We start from the raw sequence: 16,723 nt of genomic DNA on the forward strand, positions 1-16,723 counted from the left end.
ACGGCCCATCGGCTGTCGCGACCGGCGCGGGAAGACCCATCGGCTGTCGCCACTGGCACGGGGCAGTACCGGGGCTGCCGGCCGGTCCGTGTCATGCGGGCCCGGGTGGCCGCGTCCAGGGGGCGTCGCTCCGGGCGAACTGGGTCGCCGCCGTGCTCAGTGCGGCGAGGAGGACCGCGGCGATCATCAGCGGCAGGGCCGGGTGCCCGTTCAGCAGGGACAGGGCCCCGAGGAAGGCACCGGCCAGCATGGCCGCCGCGGAGAGGGCGCGCCGCCCCGCGCGGCTGCCCGGCCCCTTCGCCAGCCGACTGTCGGCGATGGCCCCGGTGAGGGTGCGGGTCAGCACGGTCGTGGTGAGGTCGGGCACCGCGAGCGCCCGGACCACGGCGTTCTGCACACCGAGCCCGAGGCCCAGCAGCACGATGAGGGTGAAGCGGGCGCCGCCGGCGTAGGGCCTCCCCGAGAGCAGGGCAACCGTCATGGCCGCGGTGACGAAGGCGGTCTCCAGGAGGAGCGCGTGCTGCAACTGCCGGCCCCGGTGGGCCCCTGCCCGGTGCACGGTGGACCCGCCGGACAGGGCCCCGGCAGCGAACGAGACGAGTGCCACCGCCGATGCGGGCGCCGAGAAGCCCGGTGCGCCGGCGAGGGCGAACCCCATCAGGACGACGTTGCCGGTCATGTTCGCGACGAAGACGTGTCCCAGGAGCAGGTAGCTGAACGCGTCGACCAGTCCGGTGAGCACGGTCAGGACGAGCATCACCGGCGGCAGCGGCCCGTGCGGCCCGGTCATGTCGGGTACGAGCGTGGCCCGCACGTCACGCAGCACGGCATGCATGAGGGCACGCTCCGTTCACTGGACGTGATCAGGATTGTGCCGCAGCCCGGCGGGCGTACGGCCCGTACGCGCCGGGCAGGGTGCCTGTCCGCCCTGCCCGGCGAGCGGTGCCCCCGGGTTACACACGCGCTCCGTTGTCGGTCGGGTCCCGGCGCGTCCGCACGGTCCCCCGCCCCGGTGCACGCTTGCGGCCCGGCGGCGGGACCTTGCCGCTCCTCTCCAGCAGCAGTGCCCCCGGTACTGCGGTCAGCACGGAGGAGTACGTCCCGACGCAGATGCCGATGAGCAGGGCGAGCGCGAAGTCCGCGAGCGAGTCCCCGCCCAGCACGGTGAGGGCGACCAGGATGAACAGGGCGCCCATCCCCGTGTTGACGGTGCGCGGAACGGTCTGCAGGACGGCCCGGCCGGCCACTACGGCGAGCGGCGTGCGCCGATCACCGGCCCACAGCTCCCGTACCCGGTCGAAGACCACCACGGAGTCGTTGACGGAGTAGCCGATGACGGTGAGGAGTGCGGCGAGGAAGATCCCGTCCACGGGGCGGCCGAGCCATGCGAAGGCGCCGACCAGCAGGATGACGTCGTGCACCAGCGCCCCGACCGAGGCCACGGCGAAGGTCCAGCGGAACCGGGCCACGAGATAGGCGAGTTGCACGAACACGGCGACGCCGAGGGCGATCAGGGCGTTGCGCCGCAGTTCGTCGCCGAGGCTGGGCCCGATGAGCTCGTCCCGCACCTTGACGGTCTCGCCGCCCTCCTCGGCCAGGGCGGCCCTCAGGGCGTGCTCCCCGTCGTTGTCCAGCTTGCCGGTGCGTACGGAGATGTCGTGCTCGCCCGCGGTGGTGACGTCGGCATCGGCGAAACCGGCGGCGGCGATCGTGTCCCGGGCGGCCTCGACGCCGACGGGCCTGCTGGTGGAGTACTCGACGAGCCGCCCGCCGGTGAATTCGACACCCAGGTCGACGCCGCGCACCAGGATGCCGGCCACGGCGACGAGGACGAGCGCGGTGGAGACGGTCAGCCAGCGGTGCGGCGACCGGAACAGCTGGGGGTCACGTGCGCTCAGCCAGGTGCGGACGCGACCGGGGCGTGCGATGCCGTTGACTCCGCGGTAGTCGCTGACGAACCGTGAGCCCGCCGCGGTCTCGGTGAGCGCGCGGGCGATGACCAGCGCCGAGAACATGGAGGCCAGGACGCCGATGCCCAGCGTGACCCCGAAGCCCTTGACCGGCCCGGAGCCGAGGAGGAAGAGCAGGGCCGCGGCGATGAGAGTGGTGACGTTGGAGTCGGCGACCGCGCTCCACGCGTGGCGGAAGCCGGCCGTCAGCGCGGAGCGCAGCGAGCGGCTCGTCCGGTGCACGTACTCCTCGCGGGCCCGTTCGAAGACAAGGACGTTGGCATCGACCGCCATTCCGATGGCGAGGACGAACCCGGCCAGACCGGGCAGGGTCAGCGTGACTCCGAGCGCGACGAGGGCGGCGTAGGAGATCACGCCGTACGCGGCGAGAGCGAGGGCGGCGAGGGCTCCGAAGAGCCGGTACACGAAGGTGATGAAGAGCGCGGTGGCTGCCGCACCGATGAGCGCGGCCCTGGCGCTCGCGTCGATGGCCGCGGCGCCGAGCGTCGGGCCGACGGTCCGCTGTTCGACGGTCTCGACGGGCAGGGGGAGGGCGCCGCCCTTGATGAGCAGCGCGAGATCGCGTGCCTCGCCGGCGCTGAAGGAGCCGGTGATCCGGGTGGAACCGGAGGGCAGGCCGGTCCCGCAGCCGACCGACGCATCGACCTGGGGCGAGGAGATGACCTTTCCGTCGAGGACGATCGCCACGCGGCGGCGTTCGTCCCCGGCCGGGTTGCAGGCGGCGTCCCCGGTGAGCCGCTTCCACTTCCGGCCCGCCTCCTCGTGGAAGTCGAGGGAGACCGTCCAGCCGGTGCCCTGCTGGGCGTCGAACTCCGCGGTGGCGTCCTTGACCCCCGCGCCGGAGAGCCGCTCCGGGCCCAGGGCGAGGAGAGCGCCCTGCTCGTCGGGGAGTGCCCTTCGAGCGTCCTGCTCGGTTCCGGTCCCCCGCACGGCGTGGAAGCCGAGCTGCGCGGTCCTGCCGATGACCTCGGCGGCCCGGCGCGGGTCCTGGACGTCGGGCAGTTCGACGATGATCCTGTCCACGCCCGAGCGGGTCAGGACCGGTTCGGCGACACCGAGCGAGTCGATGCGCTGCCTCAGCACCTCCATGGTGCGATCGGTGCTCTCCCGGTCGGCCTTCGCCGTGCCGGAGTCCTTGGCCTGCAGCACCATCCGGGTGCCGCCCTGGAGGTCGAGGCCGAGTCTGGGTGACATGGTCAGGGTGATGAGCACGGCGACGAGCAGCACGGCGGCAGCCAGAACCGCTCGCACCGTGGTGGCGCGAGTCATGGGAATCCCCTCGAACGGGCGTCGTCCGCCCCGGACTCAGAGGGGGCGGGACGACAGGTCTGCGGAACGGGACCGGTGGTGGGCCGGCTGAGCGGCCGTCACAGCCGGAGGCCCCCGCACGCCGGGCAGCTCCGCCCGGATCCGTACGACGACGGGGGGACCGGCACCCGCAGCCCCGGGTGCTCCGCCCCGAGGGGGATGGTCCCGTCGGCCCGGTGGCAGAGCGGACTGGCCGTGCGGAGGCACATGGTGCGGGGCGTGCGGCCGGTCGGCTCCGGCGCGCGGCCCGGGTACGGGATCGGCCTCCGCCCACCGGGCGGGAACGGGCCGGCCGGCCACCGATGGCCCGGAGACGTGCGCGGAACCCTCGAACGCCGACGCGCCACCCCGGACGGCATGCCCGACGCGGCGGTCGTGCCCGCCAGGACGGACGGCATGTGCGTGCCCCGGGGCGACCGGTCCGGCAGGACGGTCTGCGTGCGCGACCGCGGGGGTTCGTACGGGGAGCGCGGCTCCGGCCGCCGCCGGTGCGCCGCCGAGCAGCGTCAGGAGGGCGAGGATCAGCCCGGCAACGAGGCGCCGGGCCGGTGTGCCGTGCCGCGCCGGTGTGCCGTGCGGCGGTGGTGTGCCGTGCCGCGCCGGTGTGCCGTGCCGCGCCGGTGTGCCGTGCGGCGGTGGTGTGCCGTGCGGTGCCCTCGGGGGCGCGTTCCCCCGGGGTGCCCCCGGGAGGGGGCTCACTTCGGCAGGACCGGGACGACGGATGCCGCACCCGCGGAACCCAGGACGGAGCCGAGGATCAGGGCGGCGCCCCGCACGACGGCGGTCGACGGGTCGCGGTCGACGCGCACCGGCACACCGAGGCAGTCCGCGATCCGGCCGGTGACATCGCTCAGGAGCGCTCCGCCTCCGGTGAGCACGGGGCCGCGGCGCAGCGCTCCGCGTACCGCGCCGTGCCGGTCCTCACGCCACATGGACGCGATCAGGTCGAGCGCGTACCGGGAGACCCCGGCGGGCAGCGACGGTGCTTCGAAATCGCTGAGCCCCACCTCGGCCTGACGGGCGTCGACGACCGCTCCGTCGACGAGCAGGGCCACTTCGGTCAGCTCGGCACCCATGTCGACGACCAGCACCGGGCCTCCGCCGGGCCCTGCGGCGCACGCGGCCGCCGCACTGGCGCTGTTGAGGACCACGGCACCGGACGGGCCCAGGGCCGCGAGGAGTTCTCCGACCGCCGTGCGGTGCTCCTGTCCGGCGAGGACCGGATGGCTGAGCACGATCACACTGTCCTGCCGGTGGTCGCCCAGCGCGGTGCGGGTGAGGCGCTTCAACAGTCCCGCGCAGGCCTCCGGATCCACGATGCGCCCCCGGCGGACCGGGCGGTGGGCGGCTTCCTCCCAGCCGGCCGGTCCGCAGGGGACGAGTCCCTCTCCCAGGACCCAGGCTCGGGTCCCGGAGCTGCCCAGGTCGATGGCCAACCCCCTGGCCGGACCAGGGCTGTGGCCCTCGCCGGCTCGGATGTCGGGCCGACGGAGGACCGGGCGGCGCCGCCGTCCGTCACGTGAAGAACGCACCGTCCCTCATCCTCCACTCCCCCACCACGCACCCGGGCTACTGATAGCAAGGCATGATCGAGCCATCACTATGCAATACAGAGACGGGAAACGCCACTGTCCTGGTGAATCCAAGGGATAAGCCCGCGCGTGTCTTTCATACCTCCACGGAAAGGTGGGCCTCGACCAGCTCCGCGAACTCCTCGGGCGCGGCTATCCGGACACCGAGGTCCTCGGCCTTGGTCCGCTTGGATCCGGCCTTCTCCCCGGCGACGAGCAGGCTCGTGCGCTTGGAGACCGCCGAGGAGGACTTCCCGCCGGCCCGCTCGATCAGCTCGTTCATCTGGTTGCGAGAGAGCTTCTCCAGGGCCCCGGTCATGGCTCCGGTGACCACGACGGTCATACCGGCGAGCGGCAGCCCGGCCGGATCCTGCCCCTCGGCGCCGTCCTCCGGCTCCGCCCCGGGCTCGGGCGGCGGGGTCGCGCCGGGCTCCGTCATGTTGACCCCGGCGGCCACCAGCTTGGCGATCAGCGGCGCCAGCTCCTCCAGCTCCGAAACGACGGCGGCGGCCTTCTCCTTGCCGATGCCGTCGACCCGCTGCAACGTCTCGGCACCGGCGGCGACGATCAGCTCCATCGAGGCGAAGTACCGGGCAATCCTGCGGGACATGGAGCGCCCCGTGCCGCGGACCCCGAGGGCGCAGAACACGCGCGACAGCGGCCGGCCCTTGGCCGTGCCGATGGCCGCCAGCAGGTTGTCGGTGGACGTCTCGCCCATCCGGTCCAAGGAGAGCAGCTGGTCGCGCTCCAGCGTGAAGAGGTCGGCGAAGTCCTGGACGAGACCCGCGTCGACGAGCTGGACGACCCGGGTGGCACCGAGGCCCTCGATGTCGAGCTGATCGCGGCCTGCCGCGTAGGAGATGGACGCGACCAGACGGCAGTTGCGGCCCCGGGTGCAGCGCCAGCGCTGCTCGCTCATGTCGATCTCCGAGCCGCACTGGGGGCACGCCTCGGGGAATTCGACCGGCTGCTCCTCGCCCGTCCGCAGATGCGCCACAGGGGCCTCGATGCGGGGGATGATGTCCCCCGCCTTGTAGACCATGACGTGATCACCCAGGCGCAGGTCCCGGCGGGTGATGTCGGCCGGATTGTGCAGCGTGGCGTAGCCGACGGTGGATCCGTCGATCTCCACGGGCTCCAGCACGGCGCGCGGCGCGATGATCCCGGTCCTGCCGACGTTCCACTCGACGGCCAGCAGCCGGGTGACCTTCTCCACGGCCGGCAGCTTGTAGGCGATGGCCCAGCGCGGTGCCCGCGTCCCGGACCCCGCGTCGCGCTGGTCCTCCGCCAGGTCCGCCTTGATGACGATGCCGTCGATCCCGAACGGCAGCGAGGCACGCAGCGCGGCGATGTCCTCGACCCCGGCCTGCACCTCCTCGACCGTGGTGACGGTGCGCGGGGCGACCGCGGTGTCCGCCGCCGTGTGCACGCCGAGCCCGGCGACGTACTCCAGGACCTCGCTGTGCGGGAGTCCGGCCAGAGTGGCCGTCAGCTCACCGGAGTCCGCGAGCGCGAGCGCGCCGTACGCGAAGAAGGTCATCTCCACCCGGTACGGGCGGTCCTTGGCCCGCAGCGTGCCCGCCGCGCCGTTGCGCGGATTGGCGAAGGGGGCCGCGCCGTGCTCCGTGCGCGCCGCGTTCGCGTGCTCGAACTGCTCGTTGGTCATGAGGATCTCGCCGCGCACCTCGAAGGTGACGGGGGCTCCGAGCCGCTCGGGCAGGCCGAGCACCGTGCCGATCGCGTGCGAGACGTCCTCCCCGGCCGTCCCGTCGCCGCGGGTGATCAGCCGGTCCAGGCGGCCCTGCCGGTAGCGCGCGGCGACGGCCAGCCCGTCGAGCTTGGGCTCCACGCTCCAGGCGGCGACGGATCTGCCTATCCGCCGCTCCACGGACGCGGTCCATGTGACGAACTGCTCGGCGGAGAACACGTTGTCCAGCGAGAGCATGGGGACGGTGTGCGGCACGTCCCCCGACGCGGCTCCGCCCGCCACCTTCCCGGTCGGCGAGGCGTCCAGCACCTCCTGCGGGTGCTCCTCCTCGTAGGCCGCGATCCCGCGCACGAGCCGGTCGTACGCGTCGTCGTCGAGCCTGCTCTCACCTGCGGTGTAATACGCGGCGGCGGCACGCTTCGCCTCTTCCACCGCGGCGGCGTAGGAGGCCGTGTCGGCGAGCGGACCAGCTGAGTTCGTCGTCATGACCACCATCCTGCCGTCCACCACTGACAACACCCCTCGGCCACCGTTCGGATCCCGTGTCGAGAGAGCGCTCTCCCATGACCACGCCCGTCAACTTCATTCAAACAGCAGGTAATTGAGGGCACCACGCCGAGTCTTGACATGCCTAGTTCACACTCCTACGTTCTTCGAGAGAGCGCTCTCTACCCTGGCCGGACGACCGGTCAGAGGAACCCCACTTCCTCCGGAACAGGAGTGCCGTGCTCATCTTCAAGAGACGCACGACCGAACACCGCGGCCGCAGGACCCTGCCCCCCTGGCGCTACCGGATCGCAGGTCTGGCCGCCGCCGCGCTGGCCCTCTCCCTCGTCCAGGCCAACGCGGGCAACGCGGTCGGCGACCAGGCCGCACAAGCCGGGCCGAAGGCCGCCGCCGATGTGGTCCGGGTCGCCGAATTCCTCGCGGAATGCCCGTACACGCACCGGCTCCCCGACGACCCGATCGTGCTGCCGAACCTGCCCGGCGCCTCGCACATGCACAGCTTCTTCGGCAACGACTCGACCAACGCCCGATCCGACCTGGCGTCGCTGGAGAAGGGCCGCACCAGCTGCGCGCCGGCGACCGACCTCTCCTCGTACTGGGTTCCCACGCTGTACGACGGCGACAAGGCGGTGGAACCGACCGGCACCACCTTCTACTACCTCGGCGAGGGCGTGCGGGACGACATCATCCGGACGATCAAGCCGTTCCCCCGCGGGCTGCGCATCGTCGCGGGCAACGCCAAGGCGACCGGGCCGAACGACAACACCATCTCCCGCTGGTCCTGCCTGCACCACGGCGAGGTCAACCCGTCCCACGACTTCGTCAACTGCCCGGCGGGCTCCATGATGGAGAGCTACCTGGACTTCCCGCAGTGCTGGAACGGCAGGGATCTCGACTCGGCCGACCACAAGAGCCACATGGCCTACCCGGTGGGCGGGGCGTGCCCGTCGACCCATCCGGTCCCGGTTCCCAAGCTGCGTCAGGTCCTGCGCTATCCGGTCAACGGCGACCCCGCACGCCTCCGGCTCGCCTCGGGACGCGGCTACACGATGCACGGCGACTTCTTCAACGTGTGGCCGGAGGCGGAGATGGCGCAACGCGTGCGCGACTGCATCAACGCCATCATCAAGTGCGGTGCCGACGGCACCCCCTGACGCAGACCGACCACCGTCCGACAGCGCCCGTCCGGGTCCACGCGTCCCGGACGGGTGCCCTCGCGCAAGGACACATGCCGATGGCGGCTCGTCGCACCGCAGCACTGCTCCTCCTGCTCGCCCTCCTGACCTCGTGCTCCGGGGAAGGAGACCGGCGACCGGGCCAGGGGTCCGGCCCGTCCCCCGCGACGGCCGGCTCCGCGCCCTCCGTCGACCCGACGGACGCCGCATGGGTCCAGCTGATGATTCCGATGGACGAACAGGCCTTGGTCCTGCTGGACCTCGCGGCCGAGAAGGCCACCGCCCCCCGGCTGCGGTCCTGGGCGGCCGGTCTGCGGACCGCACAGGCCGGCGAACTGACCGCGCTGCGCGGGCTGCGGGACCGGATGGGACTGCCGGACACCGATCTGCACGAGGGCCATGACATGCCGGGCATGGTGACCGCCGAGGATCTCGAACGCGCCCGCGCCGCCGCGAGCGCCCGGTTCGACGCCCTGGTCGTGACGCAGATCCGCGACCATCTGCGCCAGTCGCAGCAGGTCTCGCGCTCCGAGACGACCGCGGGTGGCACGGCGGAGGCCAGGGCACGGGCACAGACACTCGTGACGGCGCGCGGGCAACAGCTGGCGGCCCTGACGGCCCTGTGCGCGGGAAGGGCCGCTGACGTGCCGGAACCCTTCGCATGCCCATCGGATCACCCGGTATAAAGACTGCATGACTGCCGATCTCTCGCCGCCCGTACGCCCCGCCACCTTGGAGGACGTGGCCGCGGTGGCGGGCGTCTCCCGGGCCACCGTGTCCCGTGTGATCAACGGGGCGACCACAGTCGACCCGGCGCTGCGGCGCGTCGTGGAGGAGGCGGTGGCCACCACGGGCTACGTCCCCAACCGTGCGGCGCGTTCGCTCGTGACCCGGCGGACCGATTCGATCGCCCTGGTGGTGTCCGAGCGCGAACGGCGCCCCGTCTCCGAGCCGTTCATCGGCCGGATGTTCTCGGACCCCCACTTCGGGCGCGTGGTCGCCGGGCTGATGGACGTACTGCGCCCCGCCGGCATCCAGATGGTGCTGATGCTGTCCGACGACGAGGCCTCCCGGAATCAGCTGCTGTCCTATCTGCGCCAGGGACATGTCGACGGGGTGGTGCTGATCTCCTCGCACGCCGACGACCCGCTGCCCGGCCTGCTCCACGACACCCGGCTTCCCGCCGTGCTGGCCGGCCGCCCCCGCCGGCCCTCGCCGCTCACCTACGTCGAGGCGGATCAGCGGGCCGGGGCCCAGATGGCGGCCGAGCATCTGGCGGCCCTGGGACGACGGCGCATCGGGACCGTGGCCGGCCCGCAGGACATGCCTGCGGGGCAGGTGCGACTGACCGGCTTCGTGGACGCGCTCGAACAGCACGGCATCGGGGACGTGGTGAGCGCGGAGGGCGGCTTCACCCACGCGGGCGGTGCCTCGGCGATGCGGCAGCTGCTGCGTGAGCGCCCGGACCTGGACGGGGTGTTCATCGCCTCCGACCTGATGGCGCTGGGCGCACTGCCCGTACTGCTGCGTGCGGGCAGGGACGTACCCGGAGACGTGGCCGTGGTGGGCTTCGACGACAGCAACGCCGCGGTGGCGTGCGATCCGCCTCTGACGACCGTACGTCAACCGGTGGAGGAGATGGCCGCCGAGATGGCCCGGCTCCTGCTGAAGCAGATCGGCAAGCCCGGCGACGGGCCCGCACCGTCCGTGGTCTTCCATCCGACGCTGGTGCGGCGCGAGTCCGCCTGACATCCGGGGCTCTTCATCCGCGTGTGCCCGGTACGGCGTCGTCGGGGTCCGGCACGCCGGGGAGCGGCTCGACCGCTCGGACCGGGCCGTCGGAACGGTCCGGGTGACCGGCGGCCTCCGCGAGGGCGTGTCCGATCGGGGAGGCCTCGTCGGGGAAGGGCTCGTCGGCCCGCGACGCCCCGGCGAAGCCGTCCTGCTGGAGCGGCACCTGCGGCCCGGAGAGCTCCCGCAGCCAGCGCGCCAGCACCCGGTGCACCGCCTCGGCCCCCACCGGACCGGCGTGGGGCACCCCCACGGGACCGGCCTGGGGCGCTCCCCGTGGGGCCTCCGCCGCCATGGCGTCGAGCGGGTCCGTCAGCGTCCGGGGCCACAGCAGGAACGGCCGGGACTGTTCGCCGCCGAGCCCGCCGTGCGAGCCGATCTGCTCCTCGAAGGCGTGCACGCGACCGGTCCCGGGGTCGTACATCGAGTTGACCATGACGTCCGCGACATGGGGGAATCCGTCGGTCCGTCGCACCGCGTCCGCCGCGCCGGCGCCGAAGACGGCCAGCGGCCCTTCACCGTCCGCCAGTTCGCCGACCGGGATCTCCACCCCTCCCCTGCCGAGCACCACCGAGCCGTGCTTCTCGCTCCGCACGAGGAGGAATCCGATCCCGGGATGGGCGGCCAGCGTGCTGAGCAGGGCGGGGTGACGGCGGTCGAGCTGCTCGCGCGATGCGCGCCCCTCCATGTCCGGGAAGGACAGCAGCCCCAGGTTCCCGGAGGCGAGCACGACCGGGTCGGAGGGCTTGGGGCGTTCCGACTCCCGCTCCCCGGCGACCGGTCTGTGCAGGGCGATGCGCACGGCGTCCCGGGCCTCCGAGGCGCTGCGGGTGCGCTGCGCCCTGCGGGGGACGGGCAGTCCGCAGCCGGCCCGTACGAGGTCCTTGAGGGTGAGGCCGTACCGTCCCGCGAAGGTCTCCCCGGGGCTCTGGCCGTGGTCGGACAGCAGCACGATCCGGTAGTCGCGCGGGGTGTGGTCGGCGATCTTCATGATGAGGCCCAGCGAACGGTCGAGGCGCGCGAGGACCTTCTCCGCGTCCCTGCTGTGCGGCCCGGAGTGGTGGGCCACCTCGTCGTAGGCGACCAGGTCGGCATAGACGGCGGTACGCCCCGCGAACATGTCGCCGATCACCGCCGCGACCACCACATCGCGTTCGACGACGGTCGCGAAGGCTCTGATGAAGGGGTAGAGCCCTCCGCGCTTCACCCTGGGGGACTCCTTCCGCACCCGTGCGCGGACCGACTGGCCGATCTCCCGGCCCACCTCGGCGACGAAGGACAGCGCCGTGCGGACGGCGTTGGCCGGGTCGGAGAAGTAGGCGAAGTAACCGGAGCGCGAGCGGCGCCCCTTGCCCAGTCTGGCGGCCATCGACAGCACCAGGGCGAGCTGGTCCGCGCCTCCGCTGAAGAGGTTGCCCCGGCTCGCGCCGTCGACGGTGAGCAGGCCGCCGTCATGGGTGCGGGCGATGGCCCTGCGCTGCAGTTCGAGTGCGCTCGCCGGTCTGCTGGAGACCATGACGGTGCCGGTCTCCTTCTCGAACCAGCGGAAGGCCGGCACGTCGAAGTTGCTCCCGTGCAGGATGCCGAGCTGGCTGGCGCCCGTCTGACTGGACCAGTCGGTGGTCCACGGAGTGAGCCGGTGTCCCGCCTCGTCGGCGAGCAGCCCGGCCACGGTCGGCATGAGGCCGTCGGCCGCCGCCTGTTCCAGGACGTCGTGGCCCACGCCGTCGAGCTGGACGAACACGATGGCGGGCGGTCCGGCCCGCCGGCCGTCCGCGCTGCGGGGCATGCCGCTGCGTCTGCGGCGCCGGTCGGCGAGCCGGGAGAGTCTGCGCCGGTAGGCGTCGTCGTCCCGCACCGCGAGAGCGGTGGAGACCGCGGAGGCGACGGCGGACATGACGGCCGCCACGACGACGGCGGTCTCCGGCGCGGCGTCACCGCGCCCGTCCGGGATGAGCCGCAGGGCTATCAGCAGCAGCGAGCCGTTGAGGAAGAAGACCAGGGCGCCGAGCACCAGCGCGGGCACGATGAGCAGGGCTCTGACGAGCACGGGCCAGACCAGCGCGGAGAGCAGGCCGAAGGCGCCCGCGCCCCAGGCCGCGGTGAAGGCGGTCCTGGTGACGGTGTCCCCGTCGTCGGCCTGGAGCTGGAAGTCGGGCAGGATCCCCGCGAGGGCGAGCAGGGTGAGGGTGGAGACGGCCCACACCGAGACCACACGTATGAGGGTTCCCCCTGCCCTGCGCCATCGCCCGTCACTCACGCCGTTCCACCTCACGTCCGGGCCCGCTGTCCGTCATGGGCCCGCACCAAGCCTGTCACAGCCCTCGGCGGCTCTTCCCGGGCCCTCTCCGGGGTCAGCAGCCGTCGTACCCGGCGGTCGGCATGGAGAGCCGGCGGTGGACGCTGGCCTTGGTGCGCGCGGTGTAGACGGGCTCGTCCAGGCCGGCGAGCTCCAGGCGTACGCCGCGGCGTTCGCACTCGGTGGCGAAGTCCGGCACCGAGAGGAGTGCCCGCGCGAGCACCCGGTCGTTGGGGGCCACGAACAGCTCGACCTGCCCGCCCTCGACGCCCGCCCACAGGGCGCGGTGGTCGGGGCGCAGCCCGTAGACGCGCAGCTGGCGGGTGACGACGTATCCCTGGTCCTCGGCCCAGCGGGCGCACATGGCGTGCTGGCTGCGGGTGTCGACGAGGAACGGGTCGCCGTCGAGCTCCTCAAGCGGTGTGAGGCTGGCGATGGCCGCCACCCGTACGTCTGCGATGACGTCGCCCATGAACGGATCCCCCCGCACTCGGATGCTGGCCACGACCCTACCCCCGCCGTAGCGCTCCGTAGCCGCCCGGTACCGTGCCGGGAACGGCGTGAAGGAGCACTCCGGCGTGAGAAGGGCGCGGAGCGCCTACGCTCGTACGCGTACGAGGACGGCGGAGGAACGGACGAGGAGGCGGAGCGGTGGAGGTCACCTGGTGGGGTCATGCCACCTGCACCATCGAGGACAGCGGGGTCAGGGTACTGACCGACCCGCTGTTCGCGCGGCGCTTCGCGCACCTGCGCCGGCGCCGGGGGGAGGTCCCGCCGCCGGAGGCCGCGGTAGCCGACGTGGTGCTGATCTCCCACCTGCACTCCGATCACCTGCATCTCCCCTCCCTCGCCCGCCTCGCCCCCGGCAGCCTGCTGATCGTGCCCCGGGGCGCGGTCCGCGCCGTCCCCGGCCTGCGGGTGCTGCGGCGGCTGCGCGGCCTGCGGATCTCCGAGGTGGGACCCGGGGACGCGGTGCGGGTCGGAGAGGTCATGGTCCGCGCGGTCCCGGCCCTGCACGACGGGCGCCGGCTCCCGGTCGGCCCGCACCGGGTGCCCGCCCTCGGGTACGTCGTCGAGGGCGAGGCCCGCACCTACTTCGCCGGGGACACCGGGCTCTTCGACGACATGGCCGAGGCGGTGGGAGCGGTGGACGTCGCGCTGCTGCCGGTCGGCGGCTGGGGACCCAACCTGGGCCACCACCATCTGGACGCGACCCGCGCCGCGCAGGTGCTGACCCTGCTGGAGCCGCGGTCCGCGGTCCCGGTGCACTACGGCACGTACTGGCCGATCGGGATGGACGGGGTCCGGCCGCACGAGTTCCACGCGCCGGGTGACGAATTCGTGAGGCAGGCGGCGCGGGTGGCACCGGACGTGGCGGTGCACCGGCTGGGCCACGGCGAGCATGTGAGACCGGAGGCCCGTAGGTGATCGAGGAAGTGCTGGGGCAGCTGCCGACGGAGTCGACGCAGCAGGCCGTCGGCTACCCGACGTTGTTCCTGCTCGTGGCGCTGGGGTCCCTGGTGCCGGTGGTGCCGACGGGGGCGCTGGTGAGCATGGCGGCCGTGGTGACGTTGCACCAGACGTCACCGTTCGCCCTGCTCGTGGTGTTCGTCGTGGCGTCGGGCGCGGCGTTCCTCGGGGACATATGCCTGTACTGGCTGGGTCAGCGCGGGGTGCGGTCCAAGAACGGTTCGAAGTGGCTGGGCGCGATCACCCGCAGGGCCGCTCCGGAGCGGCTGGCGCAGGCGCAGCGGAAGCTGGACGAACACGACACCATGGTGCTGGTGCTGTCCCGGCTGGTGCCGGCCGGGCGTATCCCCGTGATGCTGGCCTGTCTGCTCGGGAAGATGCCGCTGCGGCAGTTCGCCCACGGCGACGTGCCCGCCTGTCTGGCGTGGGCGGCGACGTACCAGCTGATCGGGATCCTGGGCGGTTCGCTGTTCGCCGAGCCGTGGGAGGGCGTGCTCGCGGCCGTCATGCTGACGCTGCTGATCAGCGGGACACCGGCCCTGTGGCGGCGGCTCCGGGCGCGCTTGGCCGGCTGAGGGGCGGGGGTGCCGGCCGGACACGGTCAGGCTTCCAGGACCCGTGAGCCGCCGACCGGCAGGTCCCAGAGGTCGGCGCGCGGGTGCCCTGCGCGCTGCCAGGCGGTGCGGAGCCGGGTCAGCGGTTCGAGCACCGGTTCGGCGGACAGCACGAACGTCGCCCAGTGCATCGGCGCCATCGCCCGGGCTCCGAGATCCTCGTACGCCTGTACGGCCTCTTCCGGGTCCGTGTGCACGTCCGAGAGCCACCAGCGCGGTTCGTAGGCCCCGATCGGCAGCATGGCCAGGTCCAGTCCGGGGTAGCGGCGGCCGATCTCCTCGAACCAGTGGCCGTAGCCGGTGTCCCCCGCGAAGTAGAGCCGCCGCCCCTGCGCGTCGCCGAGCACCCAGCCGCCCCACAGGGACCGGCAGGTGTCCAGGAGCGTGCGCTTGGACCAGTGGTGGGAGGGCACGAAGTCGAAGCGGACTCCGCCCAGCTCCACCGATTCCCACCAGTCGAGCTCGGTGACACAGGTGAAGCGGCGCCGCCGGCACCAGCGGCCGAGACCCGCGGGGACGAGGAGCGGGGTGTTCCTCGGCAGCCTGCGGAGCGTGGGGGCGTCCAGGTGGTCGTAGTGGTTGTGGCTGATCAGGACGGCGTCGATGCGCGGCAGCTCCTCCCAGGGGACGCCGACGGGAGTGATCCTGGCGGGGGTGCCGAGGATGCGTCGCGACCAGACCGGGTCGGTGAGGACGGTGAGCCCGCCGATGCGGACGATCCAGCTGGCGTGGCCGGCCCAGGTGACTGCCGTCGTGCCGATGTCCGCGGCGGGCAGCGGCTGGGGGGAGTACGGCAGCCGGTGGATGCCCCGCAGCCCTTCGGCGTTGGGCCGGAGGGCGCGCTCCCTGGCCAGGCGCGTCATGCCCCTGACACCCGGGAGCGGGGCAGTGAGCCGGTCGGCGAAGGAGCGGGGCCAGCTCCTCGGCTCGCCGAGACGGCGCGGAGAGGCGGCGGGCCGCTCCGGGGGTGCGTGGCCGGCTCCGGCGGACGGACGCTCGGTCTGTTCCGTCATCGAGAGGCTCCTGTCATCGGAGTTCATCGAGGGCTGCTGCGAAAATGCTCAGTGCTCGGGCGACATGGGGCAATTCCAAGGGCTCCACCGCAGTGAGGGACTCCCTCTGCTGCTCCGGGGTTGAGCCGAGCAGCGGTCCGGTGCTCAGCCGCACCCGCAGCGCGCCGAGTTCGTCGCCGAAGCGGTGCCCGCCGGGCGCGGGGGCACCGAGACGTACCGTCAGGTACTCCTCCAGCTCCATGGAGTCCGTGACGCCCCGGGCGGCCAGCCGGGCGCGCAGCGGGCCGAGGTCGGCGTAGAGATGGCGGCCGGCCTGCGGAGGCCTGGCCAGCGCGCCGACCGTGAGCACCGCACGGTGGGCGGCCGACGCCACGTGGGCCTGGAGACGGGCCGCCTGCCTGATCCGGGCCGTGACGGCCTCGGGTTCGCCCAGCGCGTGGGCGGCGGCCCTGGCCACGGGCTCCGCGACGAGGGCGCCGAGCGCGGTGAGGATGTCGAGCACCCGGGCGCGGCGCGCGGCGGCGCGCGCGGTGGCCGGGAAGCGTGCGACGGCGACCGGCCACGCGGACGGGGTGAGCGCGCCGGCCAGGTCGGACAGGACGGTGACGTCGTCGGGGCACATCTCGGCGGGGCTGAGCATCACGGTGTCGTGCGGCCGGTGCAGGGTGTCGCGCCAGGTCTCGTCACTGACGATGTGCAGCCCCTCGGAGACCGCGGCCTCGCACGCCTCACGCACCAGCTCCGGCGGGGCGAGCGTCGCGGTCGGGTCGTCGGCCACCGAGATCAGGAGCAGCCGTGGTCTGCCGCCCTCGGCGCGCACCCTGCGCACGGTCTCCAGCAGGGCGTACGGGTCGGGGATGCCGCCGCACTCGGCGGGCGTCGGCACGTGGTAGGCGGGCCGGCCCAGCAGCCGTGCCTGCGGCATCCACGTGGCGGGGCAGGGCCGGGGCATGAGCACATCGCCGCCGTGCGCGGCGATCAGCGCCAGGATCAGGGGCTGGGCCCCCGGGGCCGCCGCGACGCTCTCCGGGCCGCCGTGCAGGCCCCGCCGCCCCCAGTAGGCACAGGCCGCCTCCCGCAGGATCGTTCCGCCACCGGGTGGCTCGGGACGGGTCCGCGCCGCGGACGCGGCCAGCACACCGGCGAGCTCGGGCAGCACGGGCAGACCGGGGTCGGGGGCGGGCGGCCCGTAGCGGACCGGGCCGTGGCCCTCCCCGAGGAGGTGGGGCTGCGCCCGCTCGCTCCCGTGCATCCCGGGGCCTCCCTCCGCCTGCGTCGCCCTCAGGCCCTTTATACG

Annotated in this window: 13 protein-coding genes; 5 read left to right on the forward strand and 8 right to left on the reverse strand. The window is 73.3% G+C overall.

All coding sequences use genetic code 11. From position 1 onward, the window contains the following. Positions 1-91: 91 nt before the first annotated feature. The 4 genes from ACFUNE_RS20805 to ligA form a co-directional block, all read right to left on the reverse strand. Complete coding sequence (locus tag ACFUNE_RS20805) at positions 92-835, reverse strand: YoaK family protein (protein WP_383569826.1); 744 nt, start codon at positions 833-835, stop codon at positions 92-94. A 118-nt stretch (positions 836-953) separates the two neighbouring features. Continuing rightward, positions 954-3,239 (reverse strand): protein translocase subunit SecD, encoded by a 2,286-nt coding sequence (gene secD, locus ACFUNE_RS20810; protein WP_383569828.1) that lies wholly within the window; start codon positions 3,237-3,239, stop codon positions 954-956. A 734-nt stretch (positions 3,240-3,973) separates the two neighbouring features. Further along, entirely contained in the window at positions 3,974-4,810 is an 837-nt protein-coding gene (locus tag ACFUNE_RS20815) for a rod shape-determining protein (protein ID WP_383569831.1), read from the reverse strand. A 136-nt stretch (positions 4,811-4,946) separates the two neighbouring features. Then, positions 4,947-7,043 (reverse strand): NAD-dependent DNA ligase LigA, encoded by a 2,097-nt coding sequence (ligA, locus tag ACFUNE_RS20820; RefSeq protein ID WP_383569835.1) that lies wholly within the window; start codon positions 7,041-7,043, stop codon positions 4,947-4,949. Positions 7,044-7,282: 239 nt separating this feature from the next. Between ligA and ACFUNE_RS20825 the strand changes: the two genes are divergently transcribed. The 3 genes from ACFUNE_RS20825 to ACFUNE_RS20835 all read left to right on the forward strand — a co-directional run bounded on the left by ACFUNE_RS20825 (position 7,283) and on the right by ACFUNE_RS20835 (position 9,988). Next, on the forward strand, positions 7,283-8,218 hold the full coding sequence (locus ACFUNE_RS20825) for a DUF1996 domain-containing protein (protein WP_383569837.1): 936 nt from the start codon (positions 7,283-7,285) through the stop codon (positions 8,216-8,218). 80 nt (positions 8,219-8,298) lie between these two features. After that, complete coding sequence (locus ACFUNE_RS20830) at positions 8,299-8,925, forward strand: DUF305 domain-containing protein (protein ID WP_383569840.1); 627 nt, start codon at positions 8,299-8,301, stop codon at positions 8,923-8,925. A 7-nt stretch (positions 8,926-8,932) separates the two neighbouring features. Next, positions 8,933-9,988 (forward strand): LacI family DNA-binding transcriptional regulator, encoded by a 1,056-nt coding sequence (locus ACFUNE_RS20835; protein ID WP_383569843.1) that lies wholly within the window; start codon positions 8,933-8,935, stop codon positions 9,986-9,988. A 13-nt stretch (positions 9,989-10,001) separates the two neighbouring features. Here the strand turns inward: ACFUNE_RS20835 and ACFUNE_RS20840 are convergent, their stop codons facing one another. Then, on the reverse strand, positions 10,002-12,290 hold the full coding sequence (locus ACFUNE_RS20840; RefSeq protein WP_383569846.1) for an alkaline phosphatase family protein: 2,289 nt from the start codon (positions 12,288-12,290) through the stop codon (positions 10,002-10,004). Positions 12,291-12,384: 94 nt separating this feature from the next. Continuing rightward, positions 12,385-12,801 (reverse strand): hypothetical protein, encoded by a 417-nt coding sequence (locus ACFUNE_RS20845; protein ID WP_383570309.1) that lies wholly within the window; start codon positions 12,799-12,801, stop codon positions 12,385-12,387. A 179-nt stretch (positions 12,802-12,980) separates the two neighbouring features. Here ACFUNE_RS20845 and ACFUNE_RS20850 point away from each other — a divergent pair, with 179 nt between their 5' ends. Continuing rightward, the gene (locus ACFUNE_RS20850; protein ID WP_383569848.1) at positions 12,981-13,757 is read left to right on the forward strand and encodes an MBL fold metallo-hydrolase; all 777 of its coding nucleotides are present in this window, start codon (positions 12,981-12,983) and stop codon (positions 13,755-13,757) included. Next, entirely contained in the window at positions 13,754-14,374 is a 621-nt protein-coding gene (locus tag ACFUNE_RS20855) for a DedA family protein (RefSeq protein ID WP_383569851.1), read from the forward strand. The genes ACFUNE_RS20850 and ACFUNE_RS20855 overlap by 4 nt, the downstream gene beginning before the upstream one ends. A 26-nt stretch (positions 14,375-14,400) precedes the next feature. Here the strand turns inward: ACFUNE_RS20855 and ACFUNE_RS20860 are convergent, their stop codons facing one another. Next, complete coding sequence (locus ACFUNE_RS20860; RefSeq protein WP_383569854.1) at positions 14,401-15,426, reverse strand: MBL fold metallo-hydrolase; 1,026 nt, start codon at positions 15,424-15,426, stop codon at positions 14,401-14,403. Between the two features lie 13 nt (positions 15,427-15,439). Next, on the reverse strand, positions 15,440-16,678 hold the full coding sequence (locus ACFUNE_RS20865; RefSeq protein WP_383569856.1) for an aminotransferase class I/II-fold pyridoxal phosphate-dependent enzyme: 1,239 nt from the start codon (positions 16,676-16,678) through the stop codon (positions 15,440-15,442). Positions 16,679-16,723 lie beyond the last annotated feature (45 nt).

Source organism: Streptomyces sp. NPDC057287 (assembly GCF_042667905.1).
GTDB lineage: Bacteria > Actinomycetota > Actinomycetes > Streptomycetales > Streptomycetaceae > Streptomyces.

Excerpts from the sequence above, each read along its gene's own strand:
- ACFUNE_RS20835 (WP_383569843.1), top strand. The coding sequence starts at position 8,933 with ATGACTGCCGATCTCTCGCCGCCCGTACGCCCCGCCACCTTGGAGGAC.
- ACFUNE_RS20845 (WP_383570309.1), bottom strand. The coding sequence starts at position 12,801 with ATGGGCGACGTCATCGCAGACGTACGGGTGGCGGCCATCGCCAGCCTC.
- ACFUNE_RS20830 (WP_383569840.1), top strand. The coding sequence starts at position 8,299 with ATGGCGGCTCGTCGCACCGCAGCACTGCTCCTCCTGCTCGCCCTCCTG.
- ligA (WP_383569835.1), bottom strand. The coding sequence starts at position 7,043 with ATGACGACGAACTCAGCTGGTCCGCTCGCCGACACGGCCTCCTACGCC.
- ACFUNE_RS20860 (WP_383569854.1), bottom strand. The coding sequence starts at position 15,426 with ATGACGGAACAGACCGAGCGTCCGTCCGCCGGAGCCGGCCACGCACCC.
- ACFUNE_RS20865 (WP_383569856.1), bottom strand. The coding sequence starts at position 16,678 with ATGCACGGGAGCGAGCGGGCGCAGCCCCACCTCCTCGGGGAGGGCCAC.
- ACFUNE_RS20805 (WP_383569826.1), bottom strand. The coding sequence starts at position 835 with ATGCATGCCGTGCTGCGTGACGTGCGGGCCACGCTCGTACCCGACATG.
- secD (WP_383569828.1), bottom strand. The coding sequence starts at position 3,239 with ATGACTCGCGCCACCACGGTGCGAGCGGTTCTGGCTGCCGCCGTGCTG.